23 protein-coding genes are annotated in these 24,271 nt (G+C 69.6%); 13 read left to right on the forward strand and 10 right to left on the reverse strand.

What is annotated here, in order from left to right; genetic code table 11:
* Positions 1–38 precede the first annotated feature (38 nt).
* The 3 genes from AB0O71_RS05640 to AB0O71_RS05650 are packed head-to-tail and all read left to right on the forward strand — an operon-like array spanning position 39 to position 4,879.
* Positions 39–2,066, forward strand: a complete 2,028-nt coding sequence (locus AB0O71_RS05640) for an NADPH-dependent 2,4-dienoyl-CoA reductase (RefSeq protein ID WP_363743053.1) — start codon at positions 39–41, stop codon at positions 2,064–2,066.
* A gap of 9 nt (positions 2,067–2,075) precedes the next feature.
* On the forward strand, positions 2,076–3,419 hold the full coding sequence (locus AB0O71_RS05645; protein ID WP_363743055.1) for a M20/M25/M40 family metallo-hydrolase: 1,344 nt from the start codon (positions 2,076–2,078) through the stop codon (positions 3,417–3,419).
* A complete protein-coding gene (locus AB0O71_RS05650) occupies positions 3,416–4,879 on the forward strand; it encodes an MFS transporter (protein WP_363743058.1) in 1,464 nt (487 codons plus the stop codon). The genes AB0O71_RS05645 and AB0O71_RS05650 overlap by 4 nt, the downstream gene beginning before the upstream one ends.
* Here AB0O71_RS05650 and AB0O71_RS05655 read toward each other — a convergent pair.
* The 4 genes from AB0O71_RS05655 to AB0O71_RS05670 form a co-directional block, all read right to left on the reverse strand.
* On the reverse strand, positions 4,876–5,445 hold the full coding sequence (locus tag AB0O71_RS05655; protein ID WP_363743060.1) for a TetR/AcrR family transcriptional regulator: 570 nt from the start codon (positions 5,443–5,445) through the stop codon (positions 4,876–4,878). The genes AB0O71_RS05650 and AB0O71_RS05655 overlap by 4 nt on opposite strands.
* 57 nt (positions 5,446–5,502) lie before the next feature.
* Positions 5,503–6,384, reverse strand: coding sequence for an SDR family oxidoreductase (locus AB0O71_RS05660; protein WP_363743062.1), 882 nt, complete (start codon positions 6,382–6,384; stop codon positions 5,503–5,505).
* Positions 6,385–6,468: 84 nt separating this feature from the next.
* Positions 6,469–6,735, reverse strand: coding sequence for a Rho termination factor N-terminal domain-containing protein (locus AB0O71_RS05665; protein ID WP_363743064.1), 267 nt, complete (start codon positions 6,733–6,735; stop codon positions 6,469–6,471).
* Positions 6,736–6,827: 92 nt separating this feature from the next.
* Positions 6,828–8,360 (reverse strand): FAD-dependent oxidoreductase, encoded by a 1,533-nt coding sequence (locus tag AB0O71_RS05670; RefSeq protein WP_363743066.1) that lies wholly within the window; start codon positions 8,358–8,360, stop codon positions 6,828–6,830.
* 275 nt (positions 8,361–8,635) lie between these two features.
* Between AB0O71_RS05670 and AB0O71_RS05675 the strand changes: the two genes are divergently transcribed.
* A complete protein-coding gene (locus AB0O71_RS05675; protein WP_363743067.1) occupies positions 8,636–9,478 on the forward strand; it encodes a sigma-70 family RNA polymerase sigma factor in 843 nt (280 codons plus the stop codon).
* A 10-nt stretch (positions 9,479–9,488) separates the two neighbouring features.
* Here AB0O71_RS05675 and AB0O71_RS05680 read toward each other — a convergent pair whose 3' ends face one another.
* Positions 9,489–10,454: a glycosyltransferase family 9 protein gene (locus AB0O71_RS05680; RefSeq protein ID WP_363743068.1), complete on the reverse strand. Its 966-nt coding sequence runs from the start codon at positions 10,452–10,454 to the stop codon at positions 9,489–9,491.
* 140 nt (positions 10,455–10,594) lie between these two features.
* On the opposite strand from AB0O71_RS05680, the gene AB0O71_RS05685 reads away from it, so the two are divergent.
* From AB0O71_RS05685 to AB0O71_RS05715, 7 genes are all read left to right on the forward strand, one after another.
* The gene (locus AB0O71_RS05685) at positions 10,595–11,143 is read left to right on the forward strand and encodes an HAD family hydrolase (protein ID WP_363743070.1); all 549 of its coding nucleotides are present in this window, start codon (positions 10,595–10,597) and stop codon (positions 11,141–11,143) included.
* Positions 11,140–12,246 carry a glycosyltransferase family 9 protein gene (locus AB0O71_RS05690; RefSeq protein ID WP_363743072.1) on the forward strand — a complete coding sequence of 369 codons (1,107 nt, stop codon included), beginning with the start codon at positions 11,140–11,142 and terminating at the stop codon, positions 12,244–12,246. The genes AB0O71_RS05685 and AB0O71_RS05690 overlap by 4 nt, the downstream gene beginning before the upstream one ends.
* Positions 12,243–13,250 carry a glycosyltransferase gene (locus AB0O71_RS05695; RefSeq protein WP_363743074.1) on the forward strand — a complete coding sequence of 336 codons (1,008 nt, stop codon included), beginning with the start codon at positions 12,243–12,245 and terminating at the stop codon, positions 13,248–13,250. Before AB0O71_RS05690 ends, AB0O71_RS05695 begins: the two co-directional genes overlap by 4 nt.
* The gene (locus tag AB0O71_RS05700) at positions 13,247–14,515 is read left to right on the forward strand and encodes a glycosyltransferase (protein WP_363743076.1); all 1,269 of its coding nucleotides are present in this window, start codon (positions 13,247–13,249) and stop codon (positions 14,513–14,515) included. Before AB0O71_RS05695 ends, AB0O71_RS05700 begins: the two co-directional genes overlap by 4 nt.
* Positions 14,512–15,135: an SIS domain-containing protein gene (locus tag AB0O71_RS05705; protein ID WP_363743078.1), complete on the forward strand. Its 624-nt coding sequence runs from the start codon at positions 14,512–14,514 to the stop codon at positions 15,133–15,135. Before AB0O71_RS05700 ends, AB0O71_RS05705 begins: the two co-directional genes overlap by 4 nt.
* Positions 15,132–16,484 carry a D-glycero-beta-D-manno-heptose 1-phosphate adenylyltransferase gene (gene rfaE2 / locus AB0O71_RS05710; RefSeq protein WP_363743080.1) on the forward strand — a complete coding sequence of 451 codons (1,353 nt, stop codon included), beginning with the start codon at positions 15,132–15,134 and terminating at the stop codon, positions 16,482–16,484. Before AB0O71_RS05705 ends, rfaE2 begins: the two co-directional genes overlap by 4 nt.
* Before the next feature lie 74 nt (positions 16,485–16,558).
* On the forward strand, positions 16,559–17,269 hold the full coding sequence (locus AB0O71_RS05715; protein ID WP_363743082.1) for an SDR family oxidoreductase: 711 nt from the start codon (positions 16,559–16,561) through the stop codon (positions 17,267–17,269).
* 26 nt (positions 17,270–17,295) lie between these two features.
* Here the strand turns inward: AB0O71_RS05715 and AB0O71_RS05720 are convergent, their stop codons facing one another.
* Positions 17,296–18,474: a glycosyltransferase family 9 protein gene (locus tag AB0O71_RS05720; protein WP_363743084.1), complete on the reverse strand. Its 1,179-nt coding sequence runs from the start codon at positions 18,472–18,474 to the stop codon at positions 17,296–17,298.
* A gap of 122 nt (positions 18,475–18,596) precedes the next feature.
* Between AB0O71_RS05720 and AB0O71_RS05725 the strand changes: the two genes are divergently transcribed.
* Positions 18,597–20,057, forward strand: a complete 1,461-nt coding sequence (locus AB0O71_RS05725; RefSeq protein WP_363743086.1) for a PfkB family carbohydrate kinase — start codon at positions 18,597–18,599, stop codon at positions 20,055–20,057.
* A complete protein-coding gene (locus tag AB0O71_RS05730) occupies positions 20,054–21,208 on the forward strand; it encodes a DUF2795 domain-containing protein (RefSeq protein ID WP_363743088.1) in 1,155 nt (384 codons plus the stop codon). Before AB0O71_RS05725 ends, AB0O71_RS05730 begins: the two co-directional genes overlap by 4 nt.
* Before the next feature lie 27 nt (positions 21,209–21,235).
* Here AB0O71_RS05730 and AB0O71_RS05735 read toward each other — a convergent pair whose 3' ends face one another.
* Genes AB0O71_RS05735 through AB0O71_RS05750 form a run of 4 tightly spaced genes read right to left on the reverse strand, consistent with a single transcriptional unit; the run spans position 21,236 to position 24,114 of the window.
* Entirely contained in the window at positions 21,236–22,252 is a 1,017-nt protein-coding gene (locus AB0O71_RS05735; RefSeq protein ID WP_363743090.1) for a DNA topoisomerase IB, read from the reverse strand.
* Positions 22,249–23,361, reverse strand: coding sequence for a YbdK family carboxylate-amine ligase (locus tag AB0O71_RS05740; RefSeq protein ID WP_363743092.1), 1,113 nt, complete (start codon positions 23,359–23,361; stop codon positions 22,249–22,251). The genes AB0O71_RS05735 and AB0O71_RS05740 overlap by 4 nt, the downstream gene beginning before the upstream one ends.
* A gap of 2 nt (positions 23,362–23,363) precedes the next feature.
* Positions 23,364–23,597 carry a hypothetical protein gene (locus AB0O71_RS05745; protein ID WP_363743094.1) on the reverse strand — a complete coding sequence of 78 codons (234 nt, stop codon included), beginning with the start codon at positions 23,595–23,597 and terminating at the stop codon, positions 23,364–23,366.
* A gap of 43 nt (positions 23,598–23,640) precedes the next feature.
* Positions 23,641–24,114, reverse strand: coding sequence for an SRPBCC family protein (locus AB0O71_RS05750; RefSeq protein ID WP_363743096.1), 474 nt, complete (start codon positions 24,112–24,114; stop codon positions 23,641–23,643).
* Positions 24,115–24,271: the final 157 nt, after the last annotated feature.

Here is a 24,271-nt window from a genome sequence, read left to right on the forward strand (position 1 = left end):
TACATTCGGATCACCCTGAACCCCGACACGGGAGCTGCATGTCGACGCTGACGTACCCGAACCTGTTCACACCCCTCGAGCTGGGGCCGATCACGCTTCCGAACCGCATCATGATGGGATCGATGCACATCGGCCTCGAAGAGCTCCCCGGAGGCTTCGAGCGACTCGCGGCCTTCTATCGCGAGCGTGTCGCCGGCGGTGCAGCACTCATCGTCACCGGCGGCGTCTCCCCCAACGACGAGGGCCGCCTCACCGCAGGAGCAGCGACGCTCTCGACAGCCGACGACCTGGCGGGTCACCGCATCATCACCGACGCGGTGCACGAGGGCGGCGGCCGCATCCTGCTGCAGATTCTGCACGCCGGCCGATACGGCGCGCACCCCGACATCGTCGCCCCCAGCCCGATTCAAGCCCCCATCTCCCCGATCACGCCCCGCGAGCTCGACGAAGCCGACATCGAACGCACCATCTCAGATTTCGCACGCACCGCCTCCCTGGCTCGGGAGGCGGGGTACGACGGTGTCGAGATCATGGGTTCGGAGGGGTACCTCATCAACGAATTTGCGGCGCCACACACGAACCATCGCACCGATCACTGGGGCGGTGACGCGGAACGCCGCACGCGCTTCCCCGTCGAGATCGTGCGCCGGGTTCGGCAGGCACTCGGCGAGAGCGGCATCCTCGTCTACCGCCTTTCAATGCTCGACCTCGTACCCGACGGCTCAACGCTCGACGAGGTCATCGACCTCGCGCTCCGCGTCGAAGCGGCCGGTGCGTCACTCATCAACACCGGAATCGGCTGGCACGAGGCGCGCATTCCCACGATCGCGAGTTCGGTGCCGCGAGCGGCCTTCTCGTGGGTGACGCACCGTCTCATGGGGGCCGTCTCGATCCCGCTCATCGCGACGAACCGGATCAACACTCCCGAGAGCGCCGAGGCCGTACTGGCCGATGGATGCGCCGACATGGTGTCGCTCGCGCGGCCATTTCTCGCCGATCCCGCGTTCGTCGCGAAAGCCGCCGCAGGCACCCCGCAACGCATCAACACCTGCATCGGGTGCAACCAGGCGTGCCTCGACCACACCTTCGCGGGCAAAGTCGCCTCCTGCCTGGTGAACCCCCGCGCCGGCCACGAAACAGACTTCGTCATCGCGCCGACGACCGCCCGCCGACGCATCGCGGTGGTCGGGTCGGGGCCAGCCGGTCTGGCGTGCGCGACGACCGCAGCCTCCCGGGGCCACGATGTGACGCTCTATGAGGCCGATGATCGCATCGGCGGTCAGCTCAATGTCGCGCTCCAGGTGCCCGGCAAGAGCGAGTTCCGCGAGACGCTGCGCTACTTCGGGGTGCGTCTCGCGGAAACCGGAGTCGCGCTGCGACTCGGCGAGCGGGTCGATGCGGCGATGCTCGCCGCGGAGGGGTTCGACGAGATCGTTCTCGCGACGGGCGTGCTGCCGAGACGCCCCGTGATCGACGGGCTCGACCACCCGAGTGTGGTCGGGTATCTCGATGTGCTGCGTGAGCGCGTCCCAGTAGGTCAACGCGTCGCGATCCTCGGTGCCGGCGGCATCGGTTTCGACGTGGCCGAGTTTCTCACGGCGGAGGACGAAGAGGATCCCGCAGACGTCGCCGCGTTCCTCTCTCACTGGGGCGTCGACGCCGAGTACCGCCGCCCCGGCGGCGTCACCGTCGCCGTCGCGGAACCCGCGAAGCGCTCCGTCGTCATGCTGCAGCGCAGCGCCGGCAAGGTCGGCGGCAAGCTCGGCAAGACGACCGGCTGGATACATCGCACTGAACTGGCGCGCCGGGGGGTGCGCATGGTGCCGGGGGCCGAGTATCGCGGCATCGACGACGGCGGGCTGCACGTCGGGCTCGACGGAGCACACGTGACGCTCGAAGTCGACACTATTGTGCTCTGCACCGGGCAGGATCCGTCGCGCGCACTGCACGACGAACTCGCAGAGCTCGGCATCGGCGCTCATCTGATCGGCGGCGCAGATGTCGCAGCGGAGCTCGATGCGAAGCGGGCAATTGATCAGGGGACCCGCCTCGCGGCGAGATTGTGAGATGCACGCATGACGAGTCTGCACGGCGCCGCGGAGCGCCTGTCGCGCATGATCCAGGTCGCCACGGTCTCAGCTGAGATCGCGGAGCGCGGCCTCGCCCCTTTCGAGGAATTCGTGGAGCTGCTCGAAGAGCTGTATCCGAACGTGCACCGTCGACTCGACCGCGAACGCATCACGGAGCTCGGGCTGCTGTTCCACTGGCGAGGCGCCGATGACACGCTCGATCCGGTTGTGCTCATGGCCCACTACGACGTGGTGCCCGTCGATGCCACCGATGCGTGGACGCATCCGCCCTTCGACGGGCGGGTCGCAGACGGGTTCGTGTACGGCCGCGGCGCCCTCGATGACAAGGGTCCGCTGCTCGTGATTCTCGAGGCCGTCGAATCGCTGCTGACCGAGGGCTTCGTGCCTGCGCGCGATGTCTACCTCTCGTTCGGCGGAAACGAGGAGACCTTCGGTGATGCAGCGCGCACTATCGCCGAGACCTTTTCGGCGCGGGGCATCACTCCGTGGCTCGTGCTCGACGAGGGCGGCGCGGTCGTCGACGCCCCGTTGCCGTTCGTACGAGGCGAGGCGGCGATGGTCGGCGTCGCTGAGAAAGGGCCGATGACCCTGCAGCTCAGCGCGCGGGGCGACGGCGGCCACGCCTCCGCCCCGCCGTCACTCACGGCGATCACGCGCGTGGCGCGAGCCGTCGCGCGCCTGACCCCCGACACGTTCACCGCCAGCACCCCGGCCGGCGTCAGCCGCATGCTCGAGCGCTTCGTACCGCGAACCCGCGGGCCGGCTCGCCTGCTCTACCGGATCCTGGCGTCGCGACCCGGGCTCACCGCCAGACTGTTCGCCCGGATGGGCGGCGAGCCCGCAGCGATGGTGCGCACCACCGTCGCAGCTACCATGCTCGAAGGAGGCATCGCGGCGAATGTGCTCCCGTCGCGGGCGAGCGCCACCGTCAATCTGCGCATCGCACTCGGAGAATCGGTCGCATCGACCGTGGCGCGCGTGCGACGCCGCATCGCCGACCGCTCGGTGCAGGTCGACGTCATCGATGGCGAGGATCCGTCGCCCGAATCGTCCACCGAGAACGAGCAGTTCGCGATGATCGCCGACGCCGTGCGCATCTCGCATCCCGGCGCTCGAACCGTGCCGTACGTGATGATGGCGGCGACGGATGCCCGTCATTTCCACCGCTTCGCCCCGGCGGTGTATCGTTTCGCGCCGCTCGCCATGTCCGCTGAGCTGCGCGCGACCATCCACGGTGTCGACGAGCGGGTGGCCGTCGACGAGCTCGAACGCGGCACCCGGTTCCATCGTGCGCTGCTCGAGCGTCTGCCCTCGCGGCACCGCGCATGACACGCGTGCGGCTCGGCGCGCTCGCCGGCGTGGTCGGATTTCTCGCCTTCGTCGAGTTCACGAGCGGGTTTCTCCAGGGGTACTACACGCCGATGCTCTCCGATATCGCGAGGCACTTGGACGTGCCCGATGCCGACGTGAACTGGCTGGAGGGCTCCCAGCTCATGCTGTCGGCACTCGTCGTGCCGGTACTCGCCAAACTCGGCGATATGGTCGGGCACAAGCGGATCCTGCTCTGGTCGACCGGTATCACCGCGGTCGCGACGCTCGCCCTGCCGTTCGCCGGCACCTTTCCGCTCTTTCTCGCGGCGTGGACGCTGCAGGGGGTGTACGTCGTCTGGCTGCCGCTCGAAATCGCGCTCATCTGGTCGCGCACCACTGGCCGAGACGGGCGCTCGCTGCTGACGGCGCGCGCGGCCGGAATTCTGGTCGCGGCGCTCGAGGCCGGAGCGATCTCCGGCGCGCTGATCGGCGGCCAGCTGATCGACACCTTCCCGATATTCGGCGTGCTGGTGGTGCCGGGCGTGCTCGTCGTGCTGTGCTTCTTCGTCATCGCGTTCGGCGTCGCAGAATCGCCGGTGAAGCTCGGCGGCAAGCTCGACTTCACCGGACTCATGCTCATCACGTTCGCGTTGCTGGCGTTCACCGGCGGACTCAGCCTGCTGCGCATGCAGGGAGTGGGGAGTCCCATCGCCTGGGGCGTTGTCGCGCTCGGGCTGCTGCTCATCGTGCCGTTCGCACGTTGGGAGCTGCGGCATCCCGATCCGCTCATCGACGTGCGCCTGTTCCGCTCGCCGGCCCTCGCCCCGGTTTTCGTCACCGCGGCGCTCTTCGGAATGAGCGTGCTCGGCGCGCAGGCGCCGCTGTCGACGTTCATCCGCACCGACCCGACGACGGCGGGATACGGCCTCGGCATCGGCGGCTTCCTGACCTCGCTCGTGATCGGCATGTACCTGATCGCGATGGTCATCGGCGCGCTCGTGTACCCCTTGATCGCGCGGCTCTCGACGCCCCGTAACGCGCTTGCTGCGGCCGCTCTGCTCGTCGCGATCGGCTACTTCTTGTTTTTGCCGTTCCACACGACGTATGCGCACATGATCATCAACATGATGATCGCCGGACTCGGCTCCGGTGCGCTCGTCGCCGCTCTGCCTGCCGCAGCGGCCTCGGGGGCGCCCGATCACCTGACGGGTGTGGCGACCGGCCTCACGAACTCCACGAAAACCGTGGGCGGAGCGATCGCATCGGCGATCTTCGGCATCGCGCTCATGCACGGCGTCGCCGGCGCTACCGGAGCCGACGCGGGCGGCACGGCAGGATCGTTCACCGGCTACGTGATCGTCTGGTGCGTGTGCGGCGGGTCGGCTCTCGCCGCTGCCATCGCACTCCGCTTCGTGGTGCCGCAGCGCGCCTTCCAGGACCGTGTCTTCACCGAAGTCGACGGCACCGTTACCCGCTAACAGTTCGGCGCGAGCACGCCTTCCGCGACAGTGAGCGCCTCGTCGAGCAATTCGTCAACTCGGTGGCGCCCCGCACCGAGCGCTGCCCACCGCCACACTGTTCCCACCAGGGCGGCGGCGTAACCAGCAGCCCGAATCTCGGCGCCCAGCGCCGCGCACCCGTCGCGCCGCAACCGGGCCTCGATCGCCGCTGCGATCCGCAACTGGCGCGCGGCACGACCGGCGGCGAGCTCCTCCTCCACGCCCATTGTTCGAGCCTCGGTGATCGCGAGGGCGAGAGTGTGGGGGGCCTCTCCTCGCGCGAACTCCCGCAGCGCGACTCCCAGCTCCCCGTTGGTCAGACGCAGAGCGACCTCGAGGGCCGTGATCCTCGCATCGAACACGAACCAGAGCATCTCCGACTTCGAGGCGAAGTAGTTGAAGAAGCTCGAGCGGCTCACGCCGGCGCGTCTCGTGATCTCGGTGACCGACGTGGCCTCGTAGCCGCGTTCCAGGAAGAGTTCGCACGCGGCGTCCGCAAGCATCTCTTGCGATGATGCGTGCGGACGCCCGCGCCTCGGTGACATGCCCCCCACTGTAGCGAACGCTCAGCTCGGTTCCGGTCTCCCGAAACCACGACTTCCTCAGAGGTGCTTGCCTCCCGTGACGGGGAGCACGGCTCCTGATACGTACGATGCGTCTTCGGACGCGAGATACACGTATGCACCGGCGAGTTCTGCCGGCTGGCCGGGGCGCCCCAGGGGCGTATCCTGACCGAACTTCACCTGCTTCTCGTCCCATCCGGTCGCCGGAATCAGCGGCGTCCAAATGGGCCCCGGCGCGACGGCGTTCACGCGCACCCCGCGTTCGCCCTGCTGCTCGGCGAGCGCTTGGGTGAACGCGACGAGGCCTGCCTTGGTCATCGCGTAGTCGAGCAGGTCGGGTGACGGGTTGTACGCCTGCACCGACGCCGAGACGATGACGCTCGAGCCCGGCTGCAAGTGCTGCGCGGCTTCGCGGAAGAGCAGGATCGGGGCCACGAGGTTCGTCGAGAAGACGTTCTCGATCGCGTCGCGCGTGATCTCCGCGTTCGGCTCCCGCTCGCGCTGCGTCGCCGCGTTCAGCACGAGGATATCGAGCCCCCCGAGTTCGGCGACGGTTCGGCTCACGGCCTCGACGCAGTCGACCTCGTGCCGAAGGTCACCCGGCAGCAGCACGCCACGGCGGTTCGCGAGCTCGATCTGCTCGAGCGTCGCCTGCGCATCCTCATGCTCCTCGGGAAGATACGCGATGGCGACGTCGGCGCCCTCCCGTGCGAAGGCGATCGCGACGGCGCGGCCGATACCAGAGTCGCCACCGGTGATCAGTGCGCGCATGCCGGCGAGTCGGCCGTTGCCGGTGTACGTGTCCTCGCCGTGATCGGGCGCGGGCTGCATCGGCGCGGTGAGCCCGGGCTGCGACGGCTGCTCCTGCTGCGGGAGCGGAGCCTTCGGGTACTTCGTACGCGGGTCCATGTTCGGGGTCATAGGTCCTCCTCTGTGGTCCGGGTGGTGCAGGGTGGTGCAGCGGTGGTGCAGGGTGGTGCAGCGGTGTCGGCGTCGCCGCGGCGATCAGTGCGAGCGCAGCAGGTCGATGAGTTCCTGCTTCCGCATGCTCGAATAGCCCGACAGCCCGAGCTCCTTCGCGCGCTTCTTGAGCTCCGGCACCGTTCGCTCTTCGTAATCCTCGGCATGCCCGCCGCGCTTGCCGACGTTCGATCGGCCTTCTTTCGCGGCCGCGTTCGAGATGCGGGCAGCCTTCTCCGCCGACGCGCCGTCTTCGCGGAGCGTGTCGTAGAGTTCCGGATCCTTCAGCTGCGGGGTCTTCGATTTCGGCATCGATCATCCTCTCCATCGTGTCGTCCGTCACCTGCGACGGTATGCCTCAGCTGCGCGGCCGACCAGGGCCTCGACACGCGCCGGAGCGGTCGCTAGCCTTTCGAGTTCTCAGCGCGCTCGGAGTGCTCGGCAGCCGACGCGAGGTCTCGGACGGCCGGCCCCTCGAGCGCCTCGCCCTTCGCCGAGAAGCGCGAGGCGTGCAGCGGGCAGTCCCAACTGCGCTCGGCCGGATTCCAGTTGAGAATGCCGCCGAGATGCGTGCAGACCGCCGAGACCCGGCAGATCGAGCCATCGACCCGGGAAACCGCAACAGGCCGGGCGCCCTCGCGCACGACCCGACCTTCTCCCTCGGCGAGATCTTCGGCGCCCGACCCGCTCAGCACTGCTTTCGTCCAGTCGGTCGCCACGTGCGCGGCCACTTCGGCATTCACGCGCACCGCGTCGGCGACGCCCGCGATGCCCGGGCCCGCGTGCCGCATCGTGTCAGCCCAATCAAGGCGGCCCCCGAGCATCTGCGACACGATCGCGAGACTCGCCGCGACCGCGTTGGTCATTCCCCATTTGTCGTAACCGGTGGCCGTGAAGATGCGGCCGTGGCCCCCGGCGAGCGGGCCCGCGTACGGAAGCGACGCATGCCGCTGGTAATCCTGCGCCGCCCACCAGGTCACCCGCGGGCCGGCACCGAGTTGTTGCTGCGCCCAGGCGTCGAGTTCGGCCAGCGTGCGCACAGTGTCGCCGCCGCGCCCCGTCGTGTGCGCGCCTCCGCCGACCACCACGAGCGTCTCCCCCTCCGTGCCGCGCGCCGTGCGCAGCGAGCGGTCGGGCGCGTCGATCGAGATGTGCATGCCGCGCGGAATGCGGTCTTCGGGCACATCGTAGGCGGTGACGAACGAGCGCGAAGGCTGAAGCCGGGCGAAGAACAGACCGCGGTCGAGGATCGGCACACCCGTCGCGAGCACGCACCGCTCCGCCGCGACGACGCCGCCGACGGTCTGCACCTCCAGCGCGTGGTCGATCTCGTCGACGCCCTGCACGCGGGTGCGCTCGTGGATCTCGCCGCCGCGCTCGAGCACCTCGGCGGCGAGCGCCGCGAGCACATCGATGGGCTGGAGCTGTACCTGACGGTCGAGCGTGATCGCGCCCGCTGTCGCGAACGGAAGCCCCGTGTCGTCCGCCCAGCGCGCATCGACGCCTGCGACGCGGCACGCCTCGAGTTCGCGCTCGAGAGAGTCGAGGCTCGAGTCGTCGTTGACGTAGGTGACGGCGCTGCGCCGGTCGATCGGCAGACCGAGCCGCTCGAGCTCTCGCACCATCCACGCCTGCCCCTCGCGGTTCGCTTCGGCGTACGCGACGAGCGCCTCATCGCCGACGTGCCGTCGCACCTGCGAGAAAACGCTGCCTTGCAGCAGGCTGAGCTTGCCCGTCGTGTGACCGGTCGTCACCGCACCCACGGTTCGCGCTTCGAGCACCGCAACGCGCTGGCCGGCTCTCGTGAGCAGCACGGCGGTCACAAGACCGGTCAGGCCGGCACCCACGACGACCGTGTCGAAGCGGCGGCCGTGAGGCGACGGTTCGGCGGGCGAGACGGGGATGGGTGAGCCGGTGAGGTGCCACAGTGCAGTCATGCCTTCACGGTACGAAGCCCGCACGGCTCGGGGCAGACCCTTGACAGCTGCGGGCCGCGACACCAGCGCTTCTGCCCTGCACACCGACCATCGGCTATCGGCTATCGGCTATCGCGAGCGTGATGCTAAGGGAAGTCCCCCTCGGATGCAAGGTGCTGCCCGCCGCTCCCGGCGGTAACGATGCTGGACCTGTATTCGTTCCGGCCGGCACGACGCCGGCGTCCGCTCTCGTGCGTCGGCGTCTCGCCGCCGCCGTCGCTCATTGGAGGAGGCCCATGCTCGCACCGAATCCCGCGTTCGCAGCGTCGGCAGTGCCGGGTGCGCCGGGCACGCCCACTGATCGCGCTGCGCTGGATGCGGCTCGCAATGCCCACGCCATCGCGCTGCTCTCTGCAGCGCAGCGCGCAGAGCCGGCACGGCGTCGCGAACTGCACCAGCGCGTGGTCGTCGAGTACCTCGATCTCGCTCGTTCTGTGGCGCGACGATACCGGGTGCGCCAGCAAGACGCGGCGGATGTGGTGCAAGTCGCGTATATCGGCCTGGCGAAGGCAGTCGAGCGGTTCGATCCCGCGGTCGGCGACGACCTCGTGTCCTTCGCAGTTCCCACGATCTCCGGTGAGATCAAGCAATACTTGCGCGACACGTCGTGGTTCGTGCGCCCTCCCCGTCGCCTGCAAGAACTCGCGATTGAAGTGCCCGCGGTCCGCGAGCTCTTGGAGCAGGAACTCGGTCGCGCGCCGCGCATCGCGGAGCTCGCCGACGTACTGCATAGACCGCACGCGCTCGTCGCCGAGGCCGTGCAGTGCCACTCCGCTCGGCAGGCGATCTCGATACACACCCCGCTTCCCGGCGGCTCCGAGGAGCTCACACTCGCGGATTCGCTCCCGTATCGAGAGAACGAGTATGCGCGAACCGAGTTGGCGCTCACGCTCGAACGAGCGACGCGCATGCTCACCGAGGACGAGCGTCGGATCGTGCGGCTGAGATTCGAGGATCAGCTCACGCAGTCGGAGATCGCGCTCGAATGCGGTGTCAGCCAGATGCAGGTATCGCGGCTCTTGTCGAGCATTCTCCGGCGGCTGCGCGCCGCGCTGAGCTCCGATTTCGCCCTGACCTAGGAGCTCGGCATCACGCTCGCATGACCGAGTCGGCCGCCTCGAGCACTTCGGCAGCCGTGACGGCGAGCAGCGCCGGGTCCGGGTCATCGGCGAAGGCATCTCCTCGGCGCACCGCGGCGTCGGTGAGTACCACGTGAGGCCCCGGTGGCGGACCCCACTCCTCGGGCGGCGCCGGCCCGAAGATGACGACGGACGGCACGCCGTACGCCGAGGCGAGGTGCCCCGCGCCGGTATCCGCCGTGACGACGAGACCGGCGCGCGCGATGACCGCGGCGAACTCTGCGAGGCCGATCCTTCCCGCGAGCACGTCTCCATCGGGCACCCCTGCTGCCGCTGCGACGGCCGCGGCGCGCGGGCGATCGCGCTCGTCGCCCGTCACTACGACGCGATGCCCCTGCGCGAGCAGCTCTCGCGCCACCTCGGCGAAGCGCTCGATCGGCCATTGGCGAGACCCGTAGAACGCGCCCACGTGCACGACGACGGCGCCGCTCACGGGCGCGACGGCCTCCGGCACGTCGATGCGCACCTCATCGGGGTCGCCCTCGGCACCGGCGGATGAGACCAGCCGCACCCAGCGCTCGCGCTCGAGCATGCCGTCGACCCAGGGCGGCCCGGGCTCGGAGTCGCCGCCGGCAGCAGGCGCGGGGTCGTCGGGGAGCTGGTGGGCGATGCGACGCCTCGGTTCGAGTGCCGCGATGACATTGCGACTCTCGGGCCCGTTGCCGTGCAGGTTGACCGCGATATCGACGCTGCCCGGTTCGAGTGGAAGCGGCTCGTCGAGGCCCGGCGTCGGCAGGAGGTCGTCGACGGCGTCGATCAGCCTGACGATCGGCGAGAGCCAGCCGGGCGCGGCCAGCACGATCCGGTGACCCGGGAACGCGCGACGCAGCGCTCGGAGCGCGGGTACTGCGACCAGCAGGTCTCCCAGCTTGAGCGTTCGCAATGCGAGCAGCGCGGGCTTCTGCCGGTGGCTCATACGATCCCCTCTCTGGAGCTTCGCCGCAACGTCCGTGCGATCGCCGCAAAGCCTTCCCCTCTGGACTACCGCAGTCGGCAGAGAGGCGCAAGGGGTCGGGCACTCCGTTTACTCCTGCTGCTTCGGGGAACTGGAGGAGTATGACCGAACCTGCAGTTCCTGTGCACGCTGTGCTGTTCGATCGCGATGACACCCTCATCGTGGACGTGCCGTACAACGGCGACCCCGAGGCCGTGCGTACCATGCCTTCGGCGCGCGCGGCGATCGACCGTGTGCGTGCGGCGGGCATTCCCGTCGGTGTGATCAGCAACCAGTCGGGCATCGCGCGCGGGCTGCTCACGCGCGAGCAGGTGCGCGCCGTGAACAACCGCGTCGAAGAGCTGCTGGGCCCGTTCGACGTGTGGCGCGTCTGCCCGCACGCTCCCCGTGACGGCTGCGAGTGCCGCAAGCCGCGGCCGGGTATGATCCTGTCTGCTGCGGCCGCGCTCGGCGTCGCCCCCGAGAACGTCGTGATGATCGGCGATATCGGCGCTGACGTCGATGCTGCAGAAGCGGCAGGCGCCCGCGGGATCCTCGTGCCCACCCGTCTGACGCTGCACCAGGAGCGCGCCGATGCGACGACCGTCGCCGAGACGCTTGCAGACGCGGTCGCTCTTGCGCTCGGCGTCGAGATGGCGGACGAGCGATGAGCGGCCCGGTGCTCGTCGCGCGCCTCGACAGCATGGGCGACGTGCTCATCTCGGGGCCGGCGATCCGCGCCGTCGCGCATCAGGCCGACGTCGTGATGCTGTGCGGCCCGTTGGGGGCGGGCGGAGCGGCGCTGCTGCCCGGCATCGATCGCACGATCGTCTGGGAGGCTCCGTGGATCTCTGAGCCGTGGCGCGTCGTCAGCCGTGAGCACACCGAAGGCCTCATCTCGGCCGTCCGCGAGACCGGCGCCCGGGAAGCCGTGATCCTCACCTCCTTTCATCAGTCGCCGCTTCCCCTCGCGATGCTGCTGCGCCTCGCGGGCGTCGAACGCATCACCGGGGCATCGGTCGACCATGCCGGGTCTCTGCTCGATGTGCGGCTGCGGCCCGGCGAAGATCTTCCCGAAGCGCTTCCCGAGCCGGAGCGCGCGCTCGCGATCGCTGAGGCTGCGGGCTTTCCGAGCGTCGACGACGGTCGCCTGGCGGTCGTGCCCACGCCCGATACTCGTTCACTGACCGGCGCGGGGCCCTACGTCGCGGTGCACGCCGGTGCTGCCGTACCTGCGCGACGCTGGCCGGTGCAACATTTCGCGCGCCTCGCCCACCTCCTCCACCAGTCGGGCCGCACGGTCGTGCTCACCGGGAGCGCTGGCGAGGCCGAACTCACGGCGCGCATCCGCGCCGAGGCGCCGCGCGCCATCGATCTCGCCGGTGCATGCACCACGCTCGAACTCGCCGGCGTGCTCGCCGGAGCCGATGTGCTCGTGTCGGGCAACAGCGGACCCGCCCACCTCGCCGCGGCGGTCGGCACGCCGATCGTGAGCCTCTTCTCGCCGGTGGTGCCCGCAGTGAAGTGGGCGCCCTACGGCGTACCCGTGCGGCTGCTCGGAGACCAGGATGCGGGCTGCAAGGATTCGCGCGCTCGCGAATGCCCCATACCGGGGCACCCGTGTCTCGCCGGTGTCATGCCGGAGACGGTGCTCGCGGCCGTCGAGGATCTCGAACCCGCGGGTCGCCAGAACGCTGATATGCCCGGCACTGATCACCGGCAGCCCTTGCAGACGGCGCTCGCGCCGAGGGGCGTACAGGAAGGACGACGATGAAGATAGTGGTGTGGTACCTGCACGGCGGATGGATGCAGGCCTTCTTGAGTGGATCGCACGAGTATCTCGTGCCGATCGAGGCTGGCCGCGATCTGCCGCCCCTGCCCGAGAACGCCCGCAGCGTCGAGGCGGCCGACCTTGCCGACGCGGAGGTCGACCTCGTCGTGCTGCAGCGCACCGAGGAGCTCGAGTGGGCCGAGTCGCTGCTCGGGAGGCGCCCGGGCCGCGATGTCGCGGCCGTCTTCGTCGAGCACAACACCCCGAAGCAATCGCCCGTGGCCGAGCGCCACTTCCTGGCCGATCGCACCGATATCCCCGTCGTGCACGTCACTCATTTCAATCGACTCATCTGGGATTCGGGAGCAGCGCCGACGGTCGTCATCGAGCACGGCATCCCCGATCCGGGTGCGCGCTACACGGGCGAGATCGAAGCACTCGGCATCGTCGTCAACGAGCCGGTGCGGCGGGGGCGCGTGACCGGTACCGACCTGCTGCCGGGATTCGCGAGTGCCGGCCGACTCGATTGCTTCGGCATCGCCACTGACCGCCTCCCGCAAGCGCTCGGGTTGGGTCCGGATCGCTTGCGCGTGATCGGCGACCTCCCGACCGAACGCCTGCACACCGAACTCGCCCGGCGACGGGCCTACGTGCACCCCATGCGCTGGACATCATTGGGACTCTCGTTGCTCGAAGCGATGTTCCTCGGGATGCCGGTGCTCGCGCTCGACGCGACCGAGGCGGGCCGTGCCGTGCCGCCCGAAGCGGGCGCGCTGTCGGCCGATCCGGCTGAACTCGTCGCCACCGCCGATCTCCTGCTGCTCGACCCCGATGAAGCGCGTCGGCGCGGCGTCATCGCGCGGGAGGCCGCCCTGGCTCGCTACGGGCTGAGTCGCTTCCTCGACGACTGGGACGCCGTGCTCGCAGACACCCGCGACGCGCAGGTGCGGCGCACCCGATCGCGCACCGCCCAACCTCATCTGATCACGGAAGGAGCTCTCTCATGAAGATCGCCATGGTCTCCGAGCACGCCAATCCTCTGGCGACACCGGGCAGCGTCGACGCGGGTGGCCAGAACGTGCACGTCGCCGCGCTCTCCCGCGCCCTCGCGGAGCGCGGTCACCGGGTCACCGTGTACACCCGGCGGGACGACGCGACCACGCCGACGCGCGTCGAGCTCTGCCCCGGCGTCGATGTCGTGCACCTCACCGCCGGCCCGCAGCGTCACGTGCCCAAAGACGAACTGCTGCCGCATCTCCCCACGCTCGCCGAGGGACTCGCAGCCGCGTGGCGCTTCGATCGACCGGACGTCGTGCACAGCCATTTTTGGATGTCTGGCATCGCGGCGCTCGACGCCGCAGCTGAGCGCGGCACGGGCCACCCGCCGGTGCTGCACACCTTTCACGCCCTCGGCTCGGTCAAACGACGATTCCAGGGCGCAGCCGACACGAGCCCCGCGGAACGCGAGCAGCTCGAACCGCTCGTCGGTCAGCGCGTCGACACCGTCATCGCCACCTGCCCCGATGAGGTGACCGAGTTGCGCGCGCTCGGAATTGCCGCTGACCGCATCGAGATCGCACCGTGCGGAGTCGATCTCAGCATGTTCCAGAACGATGCTCGCCCGGCTCAGCGGAGCGGCGCGTTCCGGGTGCTCAGCCTCGGAAGACTGGTGCCGCGCAAAGGCGTCGACGTCGCCATCCGCGCGCTCGGCCTGCTGCGCGAGCAGGGAATCGACGACGTCGAGCTGCACATCGTCGGCACGGGCGATGCGCCCGCCGGCGCATCCGGGCCCGACGCCGAAACGACGCGTCTCGCCTCCCTCGCTCAGTCGCTGCACATCGCCGACCGGGTTCGTTTCCTCGGCCGCGTGCCCCGAGACGAGGTTCCCGCGCTGATTCGTGAGGCCGACGCCGTCGTCTGCACCCCCTGGTACGAGCCATTCGGCATCGTGCCGCTCGAGAGCATGGCCTGCGGAACTCCGGTCGTGGCCGCGAATGTGGGCGGCCTGGGCGATACCGTCGTCGACGGCGTGACCGGCGTGCTCGTGCCCCCGCAGGACGCGCGGTCCGTCGCCGAGGCGTTCGCGCGGCTGCGCGCCGATCCGGCCCTCGCCGCGGAGCTCGGCGCCGCGGGTCGCATGCGCGTCGAAGCGCGCTACAGCTGGGACCGCGTCGCCGCGCGCACTGAACGCATCTATCAACGCACCCTGCAGCACGCGCGACTGCGCATGAACCGCGCTTCGAGCGCCCAACTGGCGGAGGCCGCACTATGACCACACCCACACTCACCCAGGCACCGGCGAACGAAGCGCTGTTGAGCGCGAACGCCGTCACAGAGCACTTCGACGCTCTCGCCCGCACCCTCGAGCAGGCACGACGCCACGCCGCCCACCTCGAGACCTGGGGTGTCGAACTGGCGAACCGTCTGCGCGCCGGGCGCCGACTGCTCGTCGGCGGCAACGGCGGGTCGGCCGCAGAGGCGCAGCATCTCTCCGCCGAGCTCGTCGGTCGCTATCGCGAAGACCGCGCAGCGTACTCCGCGATCGCTCTGCACGCCGAGACGTCGAGCATCACGGCGATCGGCAATGACTACGGTTTCGATCAGGTATTCGCCCGGCAGGTGCGCGCCCACGCCCGATCCGGCGACATCGTACTGCTGCTCTCGACGAGCGGCGGCAGCCCCAACCTGCTCGAAGCCGCACGAGCCGCAGAGGAGTCAGGAGCCACGACGTGGGCGCTCACCGGGCCGGGCCCGAACCCGCTCGCCCGCCTCTGCGACGACGCGATCTGCTTGGACGGGCCGTCGCCTCATGTTCAGGAATGCCAGCTCGCGGCGATCCACGCCGTGTGCGAGGTATTCGACGCCTGCGTGGGAACGGAGCCCCAATCATGAAGATCGTCGTCGTCGGAGACACTCTGCTCGATGAGGACATCGACGGGGTGGCTGAGCGATTCCAGCCCGACGCACCGGTGCCGGTGGTCGATGTGCATACTCGACGGTCGCGGGCCGGTGGGGCCGGTCTCGTCGCCCGAATGCTGCAGCACGATGGACACGATGTGCACCTGGTGACGGCGCTCTCCGCCGACGAGCCGGCGGAGCGCTTGCGGCAGCATCTCGATGGGGTACACCTCGTCGCCGGGCTGCTCCCGGCGCCCACTCCCGTGAAAACGCGTCTTCGCGCGGCCGGGCAGCCCGTGGCGCGCATCGATGACGGGTGCGGAGACCCGGTGCTGCCCCACGTCACGCGCGAGATGCTGACGACCATCGCCGAGGCGGATGCGATCATCGTCTCCGATTACGGGCGGGCGCTCACGGCGCACCCTGAGATCAGAGTCGCCCTGCACCGTCGCGGGACCCAAGTGCCGCTCGTCTGGGATCCGCATCCGCGCGGCGCCGATCCCGTACCGTCCGCGCGGCTGGTCACGCCGAACCTCGCCGAGGCCGCGAAAGCCGCGGGCACCGGGGCCGATGCGGCGGCCGCTGCCGCTGCCGGGGCTCGTCTGCGCGAGCGGTGGGGATGCAGCGCACTCGTCATCACGCTGGGATCAGAGGGGGCTCTGCTGCTCGACGCCGATCACGCACCGGCACTCATCCCTGCCCGTCCCGTCGACGCCGCCGACGCCTGCGGTGCCGGCGATCGCTTCGCGGCGTCGGTGCTTCTCGCGCTCGCCGCCGACGCCGAACTGCCGAATGCGGTGCGCAGCGCAGTCGACGCGGCCGGTGATTTTCTCGCCGCGGGCGGCGTTGCCGCGCTCGGCGCGGCCGGGCTCCCCCGCGCCAGCGCAAGCGCCGATGCGTTCACGGTTGCCGAACGAGTGCGCAGCTCGGGCGGCACCGTGGTGGCGACGGGCGGGTGCTTCGATCTGCTGCACGCAGGGCACGTGCGTACGCTGACCGCTGCGCGCGCCCTGGGCGACTGCCTGATCGTGTGCCTCAACTCCGACGATTCCGTGCGCAGGCTCAAGGGCCCCGAGCGCCCGCTCATCAGCGAGCCCGACCGCGTCGAGCTGCTGACCGCTCTCGGCTGCGTCGATGCCGTGGTCGTGTTCGCCGAAGACGGGCCGCAGGCCGTGCTCGATCAGCTCCGCCCCGACATCTGGGTCAAGGGCGGCGACTACAGCGCCCAGTCGTTGCCGGAGACCGATCTCGTCGAGAGCTGGGGCGGGAGCGTGCTGACGCTCCCCTATCATCTCGGGCGATCGACGACCGCACTCGCCGATGCCATAGCCCGCGTCGGTTGAGCCGCCGCACGCGCCATTCACGAACATCCACACCGCTGCAGGCATTCCGCACTGCACCTGAGAAAGGACCTTCGATGACCCTCTCGACCACTCCCTCCACACTCGGCCGCGTTCTCATCACCGGTGGCAGCTCCGGCCTCGGCGCCGCCGTCGCCCATGCAGTCGCAGAGGCCGGAGGAACCCCGGCCATCATCGATCTCGATGTGAGCTCGTGGGACGAGCGCGCAGTCGCTCACGCGGCCGACGTCTCCGACCGGGCACAGGTCGAGCGCGCGGTCGCGGCCATCGCCGAAGAGCTCGGCGGCATTGACGCGGTCGTCACCGCTGCGGGGATCGACCGCTGCGGGCGGCTCGAGGACGTGGAGGCCGATGAGTGGGAACGAGTGATCGGCGTGAATCTGCTCGGCACCGTCTCCACGGTGCGCGCTGCGCTCCCGCACATCGAGCGCGTGCACGGCAGGATCGTGACGATCGCGTCGTCACTCGCCTTGCGCGCACTTCCCGAGGCCACCGCATATTGCGCTTCCAAGTTCGGCGTGCTCGGCTTCTCGCGCGCGCTCGCCGCGGAGACCGCGGGGCGTCTCGGCGTGACGACACTGATTCCGGCCGGCATGCAGACGTCGTTCTTCGACGATCGACCCGAGCAGTACCGCCCAGCCGCCGACGCACAGCTCAACGACCCGGCGAATGTCGCCAGAGCCGTACTCTTCGCGCTGCAGCAGCCCCCGCGCTCAGAGGTGCGCGAACTGGTGATCGCTCCAGAGGATGAGCCGTCATGGCCGTGAACGCGGAACCGCGTCGGCGACGCCCATCACCACGCCCGCAGGGCGAGCAACGAGCGGGCATCGGCGAGCACCGCCTCAACGCCGACGTCGTCGACGAACGACACATCGTGCGCGCATCTCGGCGCTGTCCATCCCACTTGCGTGCTCTCGCGACCGCACACCGGGCAGTGCGTGGTCCACGACAGTTGCACCCGGTGCTCGCCGCGCCCCATGGGACCCGCGTTGAGCAGATTGCCGCACCAGAAGACGGACGCGGTCGCGGTGCCGACGGCCTGGGCGAGGTGTCGCGGCCCGCTGTCGTTCGCCACGCAGAGGTCAGCGGCGGCGAGCACTCCGGGCAGGTCGCCGAACTGCAGTCGCCCTGCGAGGTTGCGCGGCGCAACGGGCGCTCCCGCGGCGACGGCCGCGCTCGAGAACTCCTCTGCGAGGCGGCGTTCCGATGCGTCGCCAATCGCGATGATCTGGGCTCCCGAGCGAGACAGGTCGGCGGCGACCTCCCCGAACCGCTCGACGGGCCAACGGCGACGCGGGTCGGTGGCGCCGGGGTGGAAGACCGCCGTCGGGCCCGGGTGATCGCCGAGAAGCGCCGCACCACGTGCCACGTCGGCGGCGTCCACGGGCAGCCGCGGCTCGAGATCGACCGGCACGGCTCCGGCCAGTGCAACGACCTCGAGCCAGCGCATCACCTCGTGCTGAAAATACACGTAGGGCAGCGACCGGTCGAGCTCGAGCGCGTCGTCAGTGCGAGTGCCAATGGTGCAGCGGGCGCCGAGGTCGGCCAGAAACGGATTCGAGAAGCGGCCGCCCCCGTGCAGCTGCGCAGCCAGATCGTATGCTTCGGCTCGGTGGGTCTTCGCGAAGCGCCGCACGGCCTCCGGGTCGACCACGGCGCCCTCGGGCTCGTGCACGCCCGTCGCCACGGGGAGCTCGGCGAACCGATGGGGGGCGCCAGCACGACCTTCGAGCATGCGTGCGGCCGAGGTGCCGAGGAGCGTGACCTCGGCTTCCGGGTAGGCCGCGGAGAGCGCCGCGATCGCCGGCAGCGCGAACAGCAGGTCTCCGATCCCGCCGCCGCGCAGCACGGCGATCTTGCGCACGCCGCCCAGCTTCTCGCGCGGCGTGGCCACGACGGGGCGCTGGGACGCGACCGGTGCCCCAGGGGCGCGAGGCGTGTCGTCGGAAGTGCGGTGCGGGTCGTGCGTCATGGGATCCTCCGTTTCGCGGCGGCGTGCGCGCCATTCGGTGCGCAGTGCGCCTCCTCTTCTTCTGCCCGCTTCTGGCCGGTTCTAAACGGGCCGGTCTCCGCTCACTCAGAAAGGCGGTCGTGATGAACCTGCTCGACAGCATCGCTCGCATTCGAGCGCACCCGCCCCGTATTGCGGTGCTCGGCGACTTCTTGCTCGATCGCTGGTGGCACGGCACGGTCGACCGCGTGGCTCGTGAAGCGCCTGCCCCGGTGGTCGAACTCGCAGGCGCCTCGGACCTGCCGGGCGGTGCCGCGAACACGGCGCGCAATCTGGCAGCGCTCGGCGCGCAGGTGCGCGCGTTCGGAGCGATCGGGGCCGACGAGCCCGGCGACCGGCTCCGGGAGCGCCTGTGCGAGGCGGACGTCGACGTGGCGGCGCTGCAGCGCGTGGCGGGGGCGCGCACCACGACGAAGGCGCGGGTGTCGGTCGCCGACCAGGTGCTCATTCGACTCGACGATTCCCAGCGCGAACCCTGGCCAGAGGCGGTGCGGCGGCGCCTGGTCGATGAGCTGCGCGAGGCGCTCGCCCAGTGCGATGCGCTCGTCATCTGCGACTACGGGGCCGCACTTCTCGACGACGCGATGATCGCCGAACTCGCCTCCCTGCCGCGAGCGGCACTCCTCGTGATCGATGCGCACGATCCGGCTCGGTGGGCGGCGCTGCGACCGGATGTCATCACGCCGAATGCCGGCGAGACGGAGCGGCTGCTCGGTGCGAGCCTGGGCGCCGGCGAGCAGCGCGTGGCTTCGGCTATCGTTGCGAACGACGAGATGCGTCAGCGCAGCGGCGCGCACTCGGTGATCGTCACGCTCGACCGCACGGGCACCGTACTCCTCACCGCCGACGCACCGCCGCACCGCACGCGGGCGCACGCCGCTCCCGAGCACCAGGCCTCCGGAGCCGGCGACGTCTTCGTCTCCGCGCTGGCCGTGACCCGAGCAGCGGGATCTGAACTCGCTGCGGCCGTCGATCTCGCGCAGCTCGCAGCCGACATCGCCGTGGAGCGCACGGGCACCTGCCGCTGCTCTCTCGACGAACTCGAGATACGCGCCACCGCAGCGCCCGACGCGCAGATCTCGGTGCACGAACTCGCGGAGCGCCTCGAGCTGCATCGCCGTGCCGGGGAGCGGATCGTCTTCACGAACGGGTGCTTCGATGTGCTGCACCGAGGCCATACCGCTTCGCTGAAGCAGGCCCGCCGCCTGGGCGACGTGCTCGTCGTCGCGCTCAACAGCGATGACTCGGCGCGTCGACTGAAAGGACCCGGCCGGCCGGTCAACGGCATCCGCGACCGGGCGAACGTGCTGTCGGAGCTGTCGTGCGTCGACTACGTCACCGTGTTCGACGCAGACACCGCGAGCGGCACGATTCGCGCGTTGCGCCCCGATGTGTACGCGAAGGGCGGCGACTACACCCCCGACATGCTGCAGGAGGCTGCCGAGATGCGTCGGCTCGGAGGCGAGGTCGTGATCCTCGACTACGTTCCCGATCACTCGACGACGGAGCTCATCGACCGACTGCGCACGGGGGCCGAAGCATGACCGCGTCCGCGGGCACCGCAACCCGTCCCGAGTACGTCACCGCGCATGGCGGGCGTCCGCACGGCAGTCGTCTCGGTGCGGCTCATTGGGCTCGCGCTGCCCCGCACGTCGCGGCGGAGATCGACGTGCTGATCCCGACCGCTGACCGTGGCCCCGAGCTCGCGGTCACGCTATCGGGGCTCGCGGCCCAAGACGATCCGCCGTTCCGAGTCGTCATCAGTGACCAGTCCGAGTACCCGGTGCAGGGCGTTCCAGCGGTGCAAGCGATCATACGCGTGCTGCGGGCCCAGGGACGCCCTGTGGATGTGCGGCGGCACGTACCGCGGCGCGGGCTGGCCGAACAGCGCGACTTCCTCCTCAGCTGCGCGACGGCGCCTCGGGTCCTGTTTCTCGACGACGACGTCTGGCTCGAGCCCGGCGCGCTGGCCAGGCTCGATGCGTCCCTCTCGGAACAGCGCTGCGGCTTCGTGGGCTATGGCGTGCAGGGCCTGTCGTACCTCGGTGATCAGCGGCCAGACGAGCTGCGGGCGTTCGAACCGTGGGCGCCTTCGGGCGTGCGCCCCGAACGGGTGCGTCCCGAGACCCCGGAGCACGATCGCTGGCCGCTGCACAATGCGGCGAACCTGGCGCATCTCGCAGCGCAGCTCGAGCTCGACGACGACGATCGACTCCCCTACCGCGTGGCCTGGATCGGCGCGTGCGTGCTCTTCGACGCCGAGGCCCTGCGGGAGACGAATGGGTTCGCATTCTGGCGAGATCTGCCCGTGCATCACGTCGGCGAGGATCGCGTGGCGCAGTGGCGGGTGATGGAGCACCGCGGAGGTGCCGGCATTCTTCCCAGTGGCGCCGTGCACCTCGAATCCCCCACATCCATCGTCGATCGACGCGTCGAGGCGAGCGACGAGCTGTTCCCGGAGCCGGAGACCACCCGGCCCGAGTCCCAGAAGAAAGGAGATCACATGTCAGAACCGCAGAACCCCATCGAGGTGCAGCGATCACTCGGAGGCGTCGACTACCCCGCCGACAGAGCGACACTCGTCAGCGCCGCCCGAGACTCCGGAGCGTCCGACGACGTCGTCTCGGCGCTCGAGGGTCTCCCCGACACGACGTACGATTCACCGACCGCCGTCAGCGAAGCACTTGGCAGCTGACCGTGCCCGGTCCGCGCGGGCCCGCGCTCAGCGCGGCGCCCGCCGGGCCAGCAGGGCGAGCAAGCACTGCTCGTCAACGCTGAGATGCGCTTGCGGGCGCATCTTCTTGCGCGCCTTCCGCAATCGCTCGCGCGCCGCCGGGTCGTCGGCGAGCGCGAGCACACGGGGATCGATGTACGAGGACTTCGTGACGGACGGCGTATTGCCCAGCCGATCTGCAGCGGCACGCACCGCGTCGCGCGCCGCACTCGCGGCGCTCGTGCGGGTGCGAAACGCGTCTTCATCATGTTCGAGCAACGAGGAGAGCGCCAAGCGGCTGCCGCCCCAGGTGCGAAAATCCTTCGCCGTGAACTCCTCGCCCATCACACGCTTGACGTAGGCGTTCACGTGCTTGCTCCGCACCTGTCGCGACACCCCGGTGTCTTCGAAGAAGCGGAACACTTCGTCGCCCGGCAGTTCTTCGAGCCGGGAGATCAATCGGGCGATTCTCGGGTCGGCCACCCGTCGCGCGTGGCGCTTCCCGCTCTTCCCGACGAAGTCGAAGCGCACCGAGCTCGCCGTCGCATCGATGTGTTCCTCGCGAAGCGTCGTCACGCCGTAGCTGCCGTGCTTCGCCGCGTACTCCTCGTTGCCCACGCGGAAGAACTCCAGATCGATGAGCCGGATCACGCAGGCCACAACGCGCTCGCGCCCGAGGCGCTTGCGGCGCAGATCGCGATCGACGCGGGCGCGCAGTTTGGGGAGCGCGGACCCGAAGCGGCCCAGCCTGGCGAACTTCTCCCGTTCCCGCCGCTGGCGGAAGCGAGGGTGGTAGATCATCTGCGTGCGCCCCGCCGCGTCGATCCCGCGCGCGAGCACTTTCGCCGAGGGACCGCGGGCGATGCGAACGTCCGTCCACGCGGGCGGGATCGCGAGTGCCTCGATGCGCGCGATCTCTTTGACCGCAGTGAGCCGCCGACCGTCGCGCCGATAGACGAACGCGTCGCCATCGACCTCGCGGATAATCGGGCCGCCGCGTCGACCGCGTCGGCCCGATCCGCTCACGAGGCCTCCTGCACCCCGGCAGCGCGGTACAGATCGAGCAGCCCTGCGACTCCGTTCTCGCGGAACTTCGCGAGCTGGCGCTGGGCAGGGCCGCCGAAGGTGCGCAGGTCCCCCAGATAGCGTTCGACCCGCTCAGCATCGCCGAATCGCACGAGCGACGGTTCGGCGGCGGCGAACATCTCGTCGAGCATGGCTGCAGCCGGCTGCGCCGTACCGTTCACGGGATCGATGAGCGACGTGGAGAGCCCGTCGCGGGCCGCCATCCAGATCGCACCGTTCACGAGTCCGGGCGTCGCACGCGGCGCCTCGACGCCGTTCTCGGCGTCCGAGAGGACCCGATCGACGAGCCCGCGCACGAGGAGCGCGAACGACACTGCGGCTTCGGGCTCGAGCTGCGCATCGGCGATGCGGAGCTCGATCGTGGGAAATCGTTCCGAAAGTCTGGCGACCCAGGTGACGATGCCCGGATCGATGAGCACGCCCGTCTCCACCATCGTGGCGACTGTGCGCTCGTACTCGTCGCCGGATTCGAACTCAGGAGGATACCCCGCAAGAGGCCACGACATGCTCTTGATATGGCGCCAACTCGCGAGGCCGGTCTCCTCACCGCACCAGACGGGCGAGTTCGCGGTGATCGCGAGCAGCGTGGGCGCCCACCGAGCCAGACCGCGAAACGCCGTCACGCCGGCGTCGCGCGATGGCACGGAGACGTGCACGTGCGTACCGGTCACATACTGATGAGCGGCAGCGGCGCGCAACTCCGAGCGAATCTCGCGGTATCTGGCTTTCGGCGTGACCGAACCCTCGTGCTCTCCGCCCACCGGCGGCAGTCCCGTTCCCGCGAGCACGGCGCCCACGCTCTGGGCGGCCTCTCCCGCAATCGCACGGAAACCGCGAAGTGCTGCATCGGCCTCGCTCCCCTCCGTGCACACGGGAGACGCGGTCTCGAGCTGGCTGGAGAAGAACTCTCGGTCGGCCTCCCGGCGCAGCTCCGGGCGCCGCTCCACGATCTGCGCGGCACGGTCGATCGGAGCGCCCGTTTCGGCGTCGAGAAGCAAGAACTCCTCCTCGACGCCGAAGCTGCGGGTCGCGGTATCAGAACGGTCCACGCTCAGAGCGCCTCTCCTGCACCGAGTTCGGTCTCGGTGTCTTCTGCGCGTCGTGCCGGGGACGAGGCGACGTCTTCTCCGAGCTCTTCGAGCGCCTCTCTCGGATCGTCGGTGGTCGTCTCCACCGCCTGTTCGTCGTCGGCGGTCACGAGCGGGCGATCCTCATCACGGTGATCGGTGACCGTCAGGTCCTCGTCTCCGTCGATCTCGTCAGTGGGCTCCCAGATTTCGGCCATGGCCGTCCCCTTTCATCAGTGGTGCTGTGCGGTGGCGTCGGATTCAGACGGCCGAGCCGTCGCTCGGCCGGTCGACCGAACCGCGCCATGCCCCCGACTCGAACCCGTTGGATTCGAGCAGACGGGCGAACTCCTTCAGGTCCTTCGCGACCTGTGCATCGTCGAGCTGCAGCAGTGCTCCGGCCTTCTCGACCAGGCCCTCGGGCTCCCAGTCGAACTGCAATCGAACGCGCGTCTTGTTCTCGTCGAGTCGATGGAACGTCACCACGCCCGCGTGCGAGGGCCCTGAGATGCTGTTCCACGCGACACGCTCATCGGGGAGCTGCTCGGTGATCTTCGCGAGGAAGTCGCGTTCGACGCCCGCGACGGTCACTCGCCAGTTCAGGGTCGTCTCGTCCACCTGCTTCACCTCTTCGACGCCGCCCATGAACGCCGGGAAGTCCTCGAACTGCGTCCACTGGTTGTACACGGTGCGGATCGGAAGGTCGATGTCGATGTCGCTACTGACAGTGTTCATGTCGGTGCACTCCTACTCGTCGTGTCGGAGAATCGATCACGGAAGATCATCGATTCGCTGTCGAGCGTATTGCGCGGCTCCCGAACCTGTCAGCGGGGTTGATTTCGCAGGTCGCCATCGGTAACCGGGCGAGATCGGCGACTCTCGGGCGAGACCG

The sequence above is a fragment of the Leucobacter sp. NPDC077196 genome (genome assembly GCF_040687075.1).
In the GTDB taxonomy this organism is placed as follows: Bacteria; Actinomycetota; Actinomycetes; order Actinomycetales; family Microbacteriaceae; genus Leucobacter.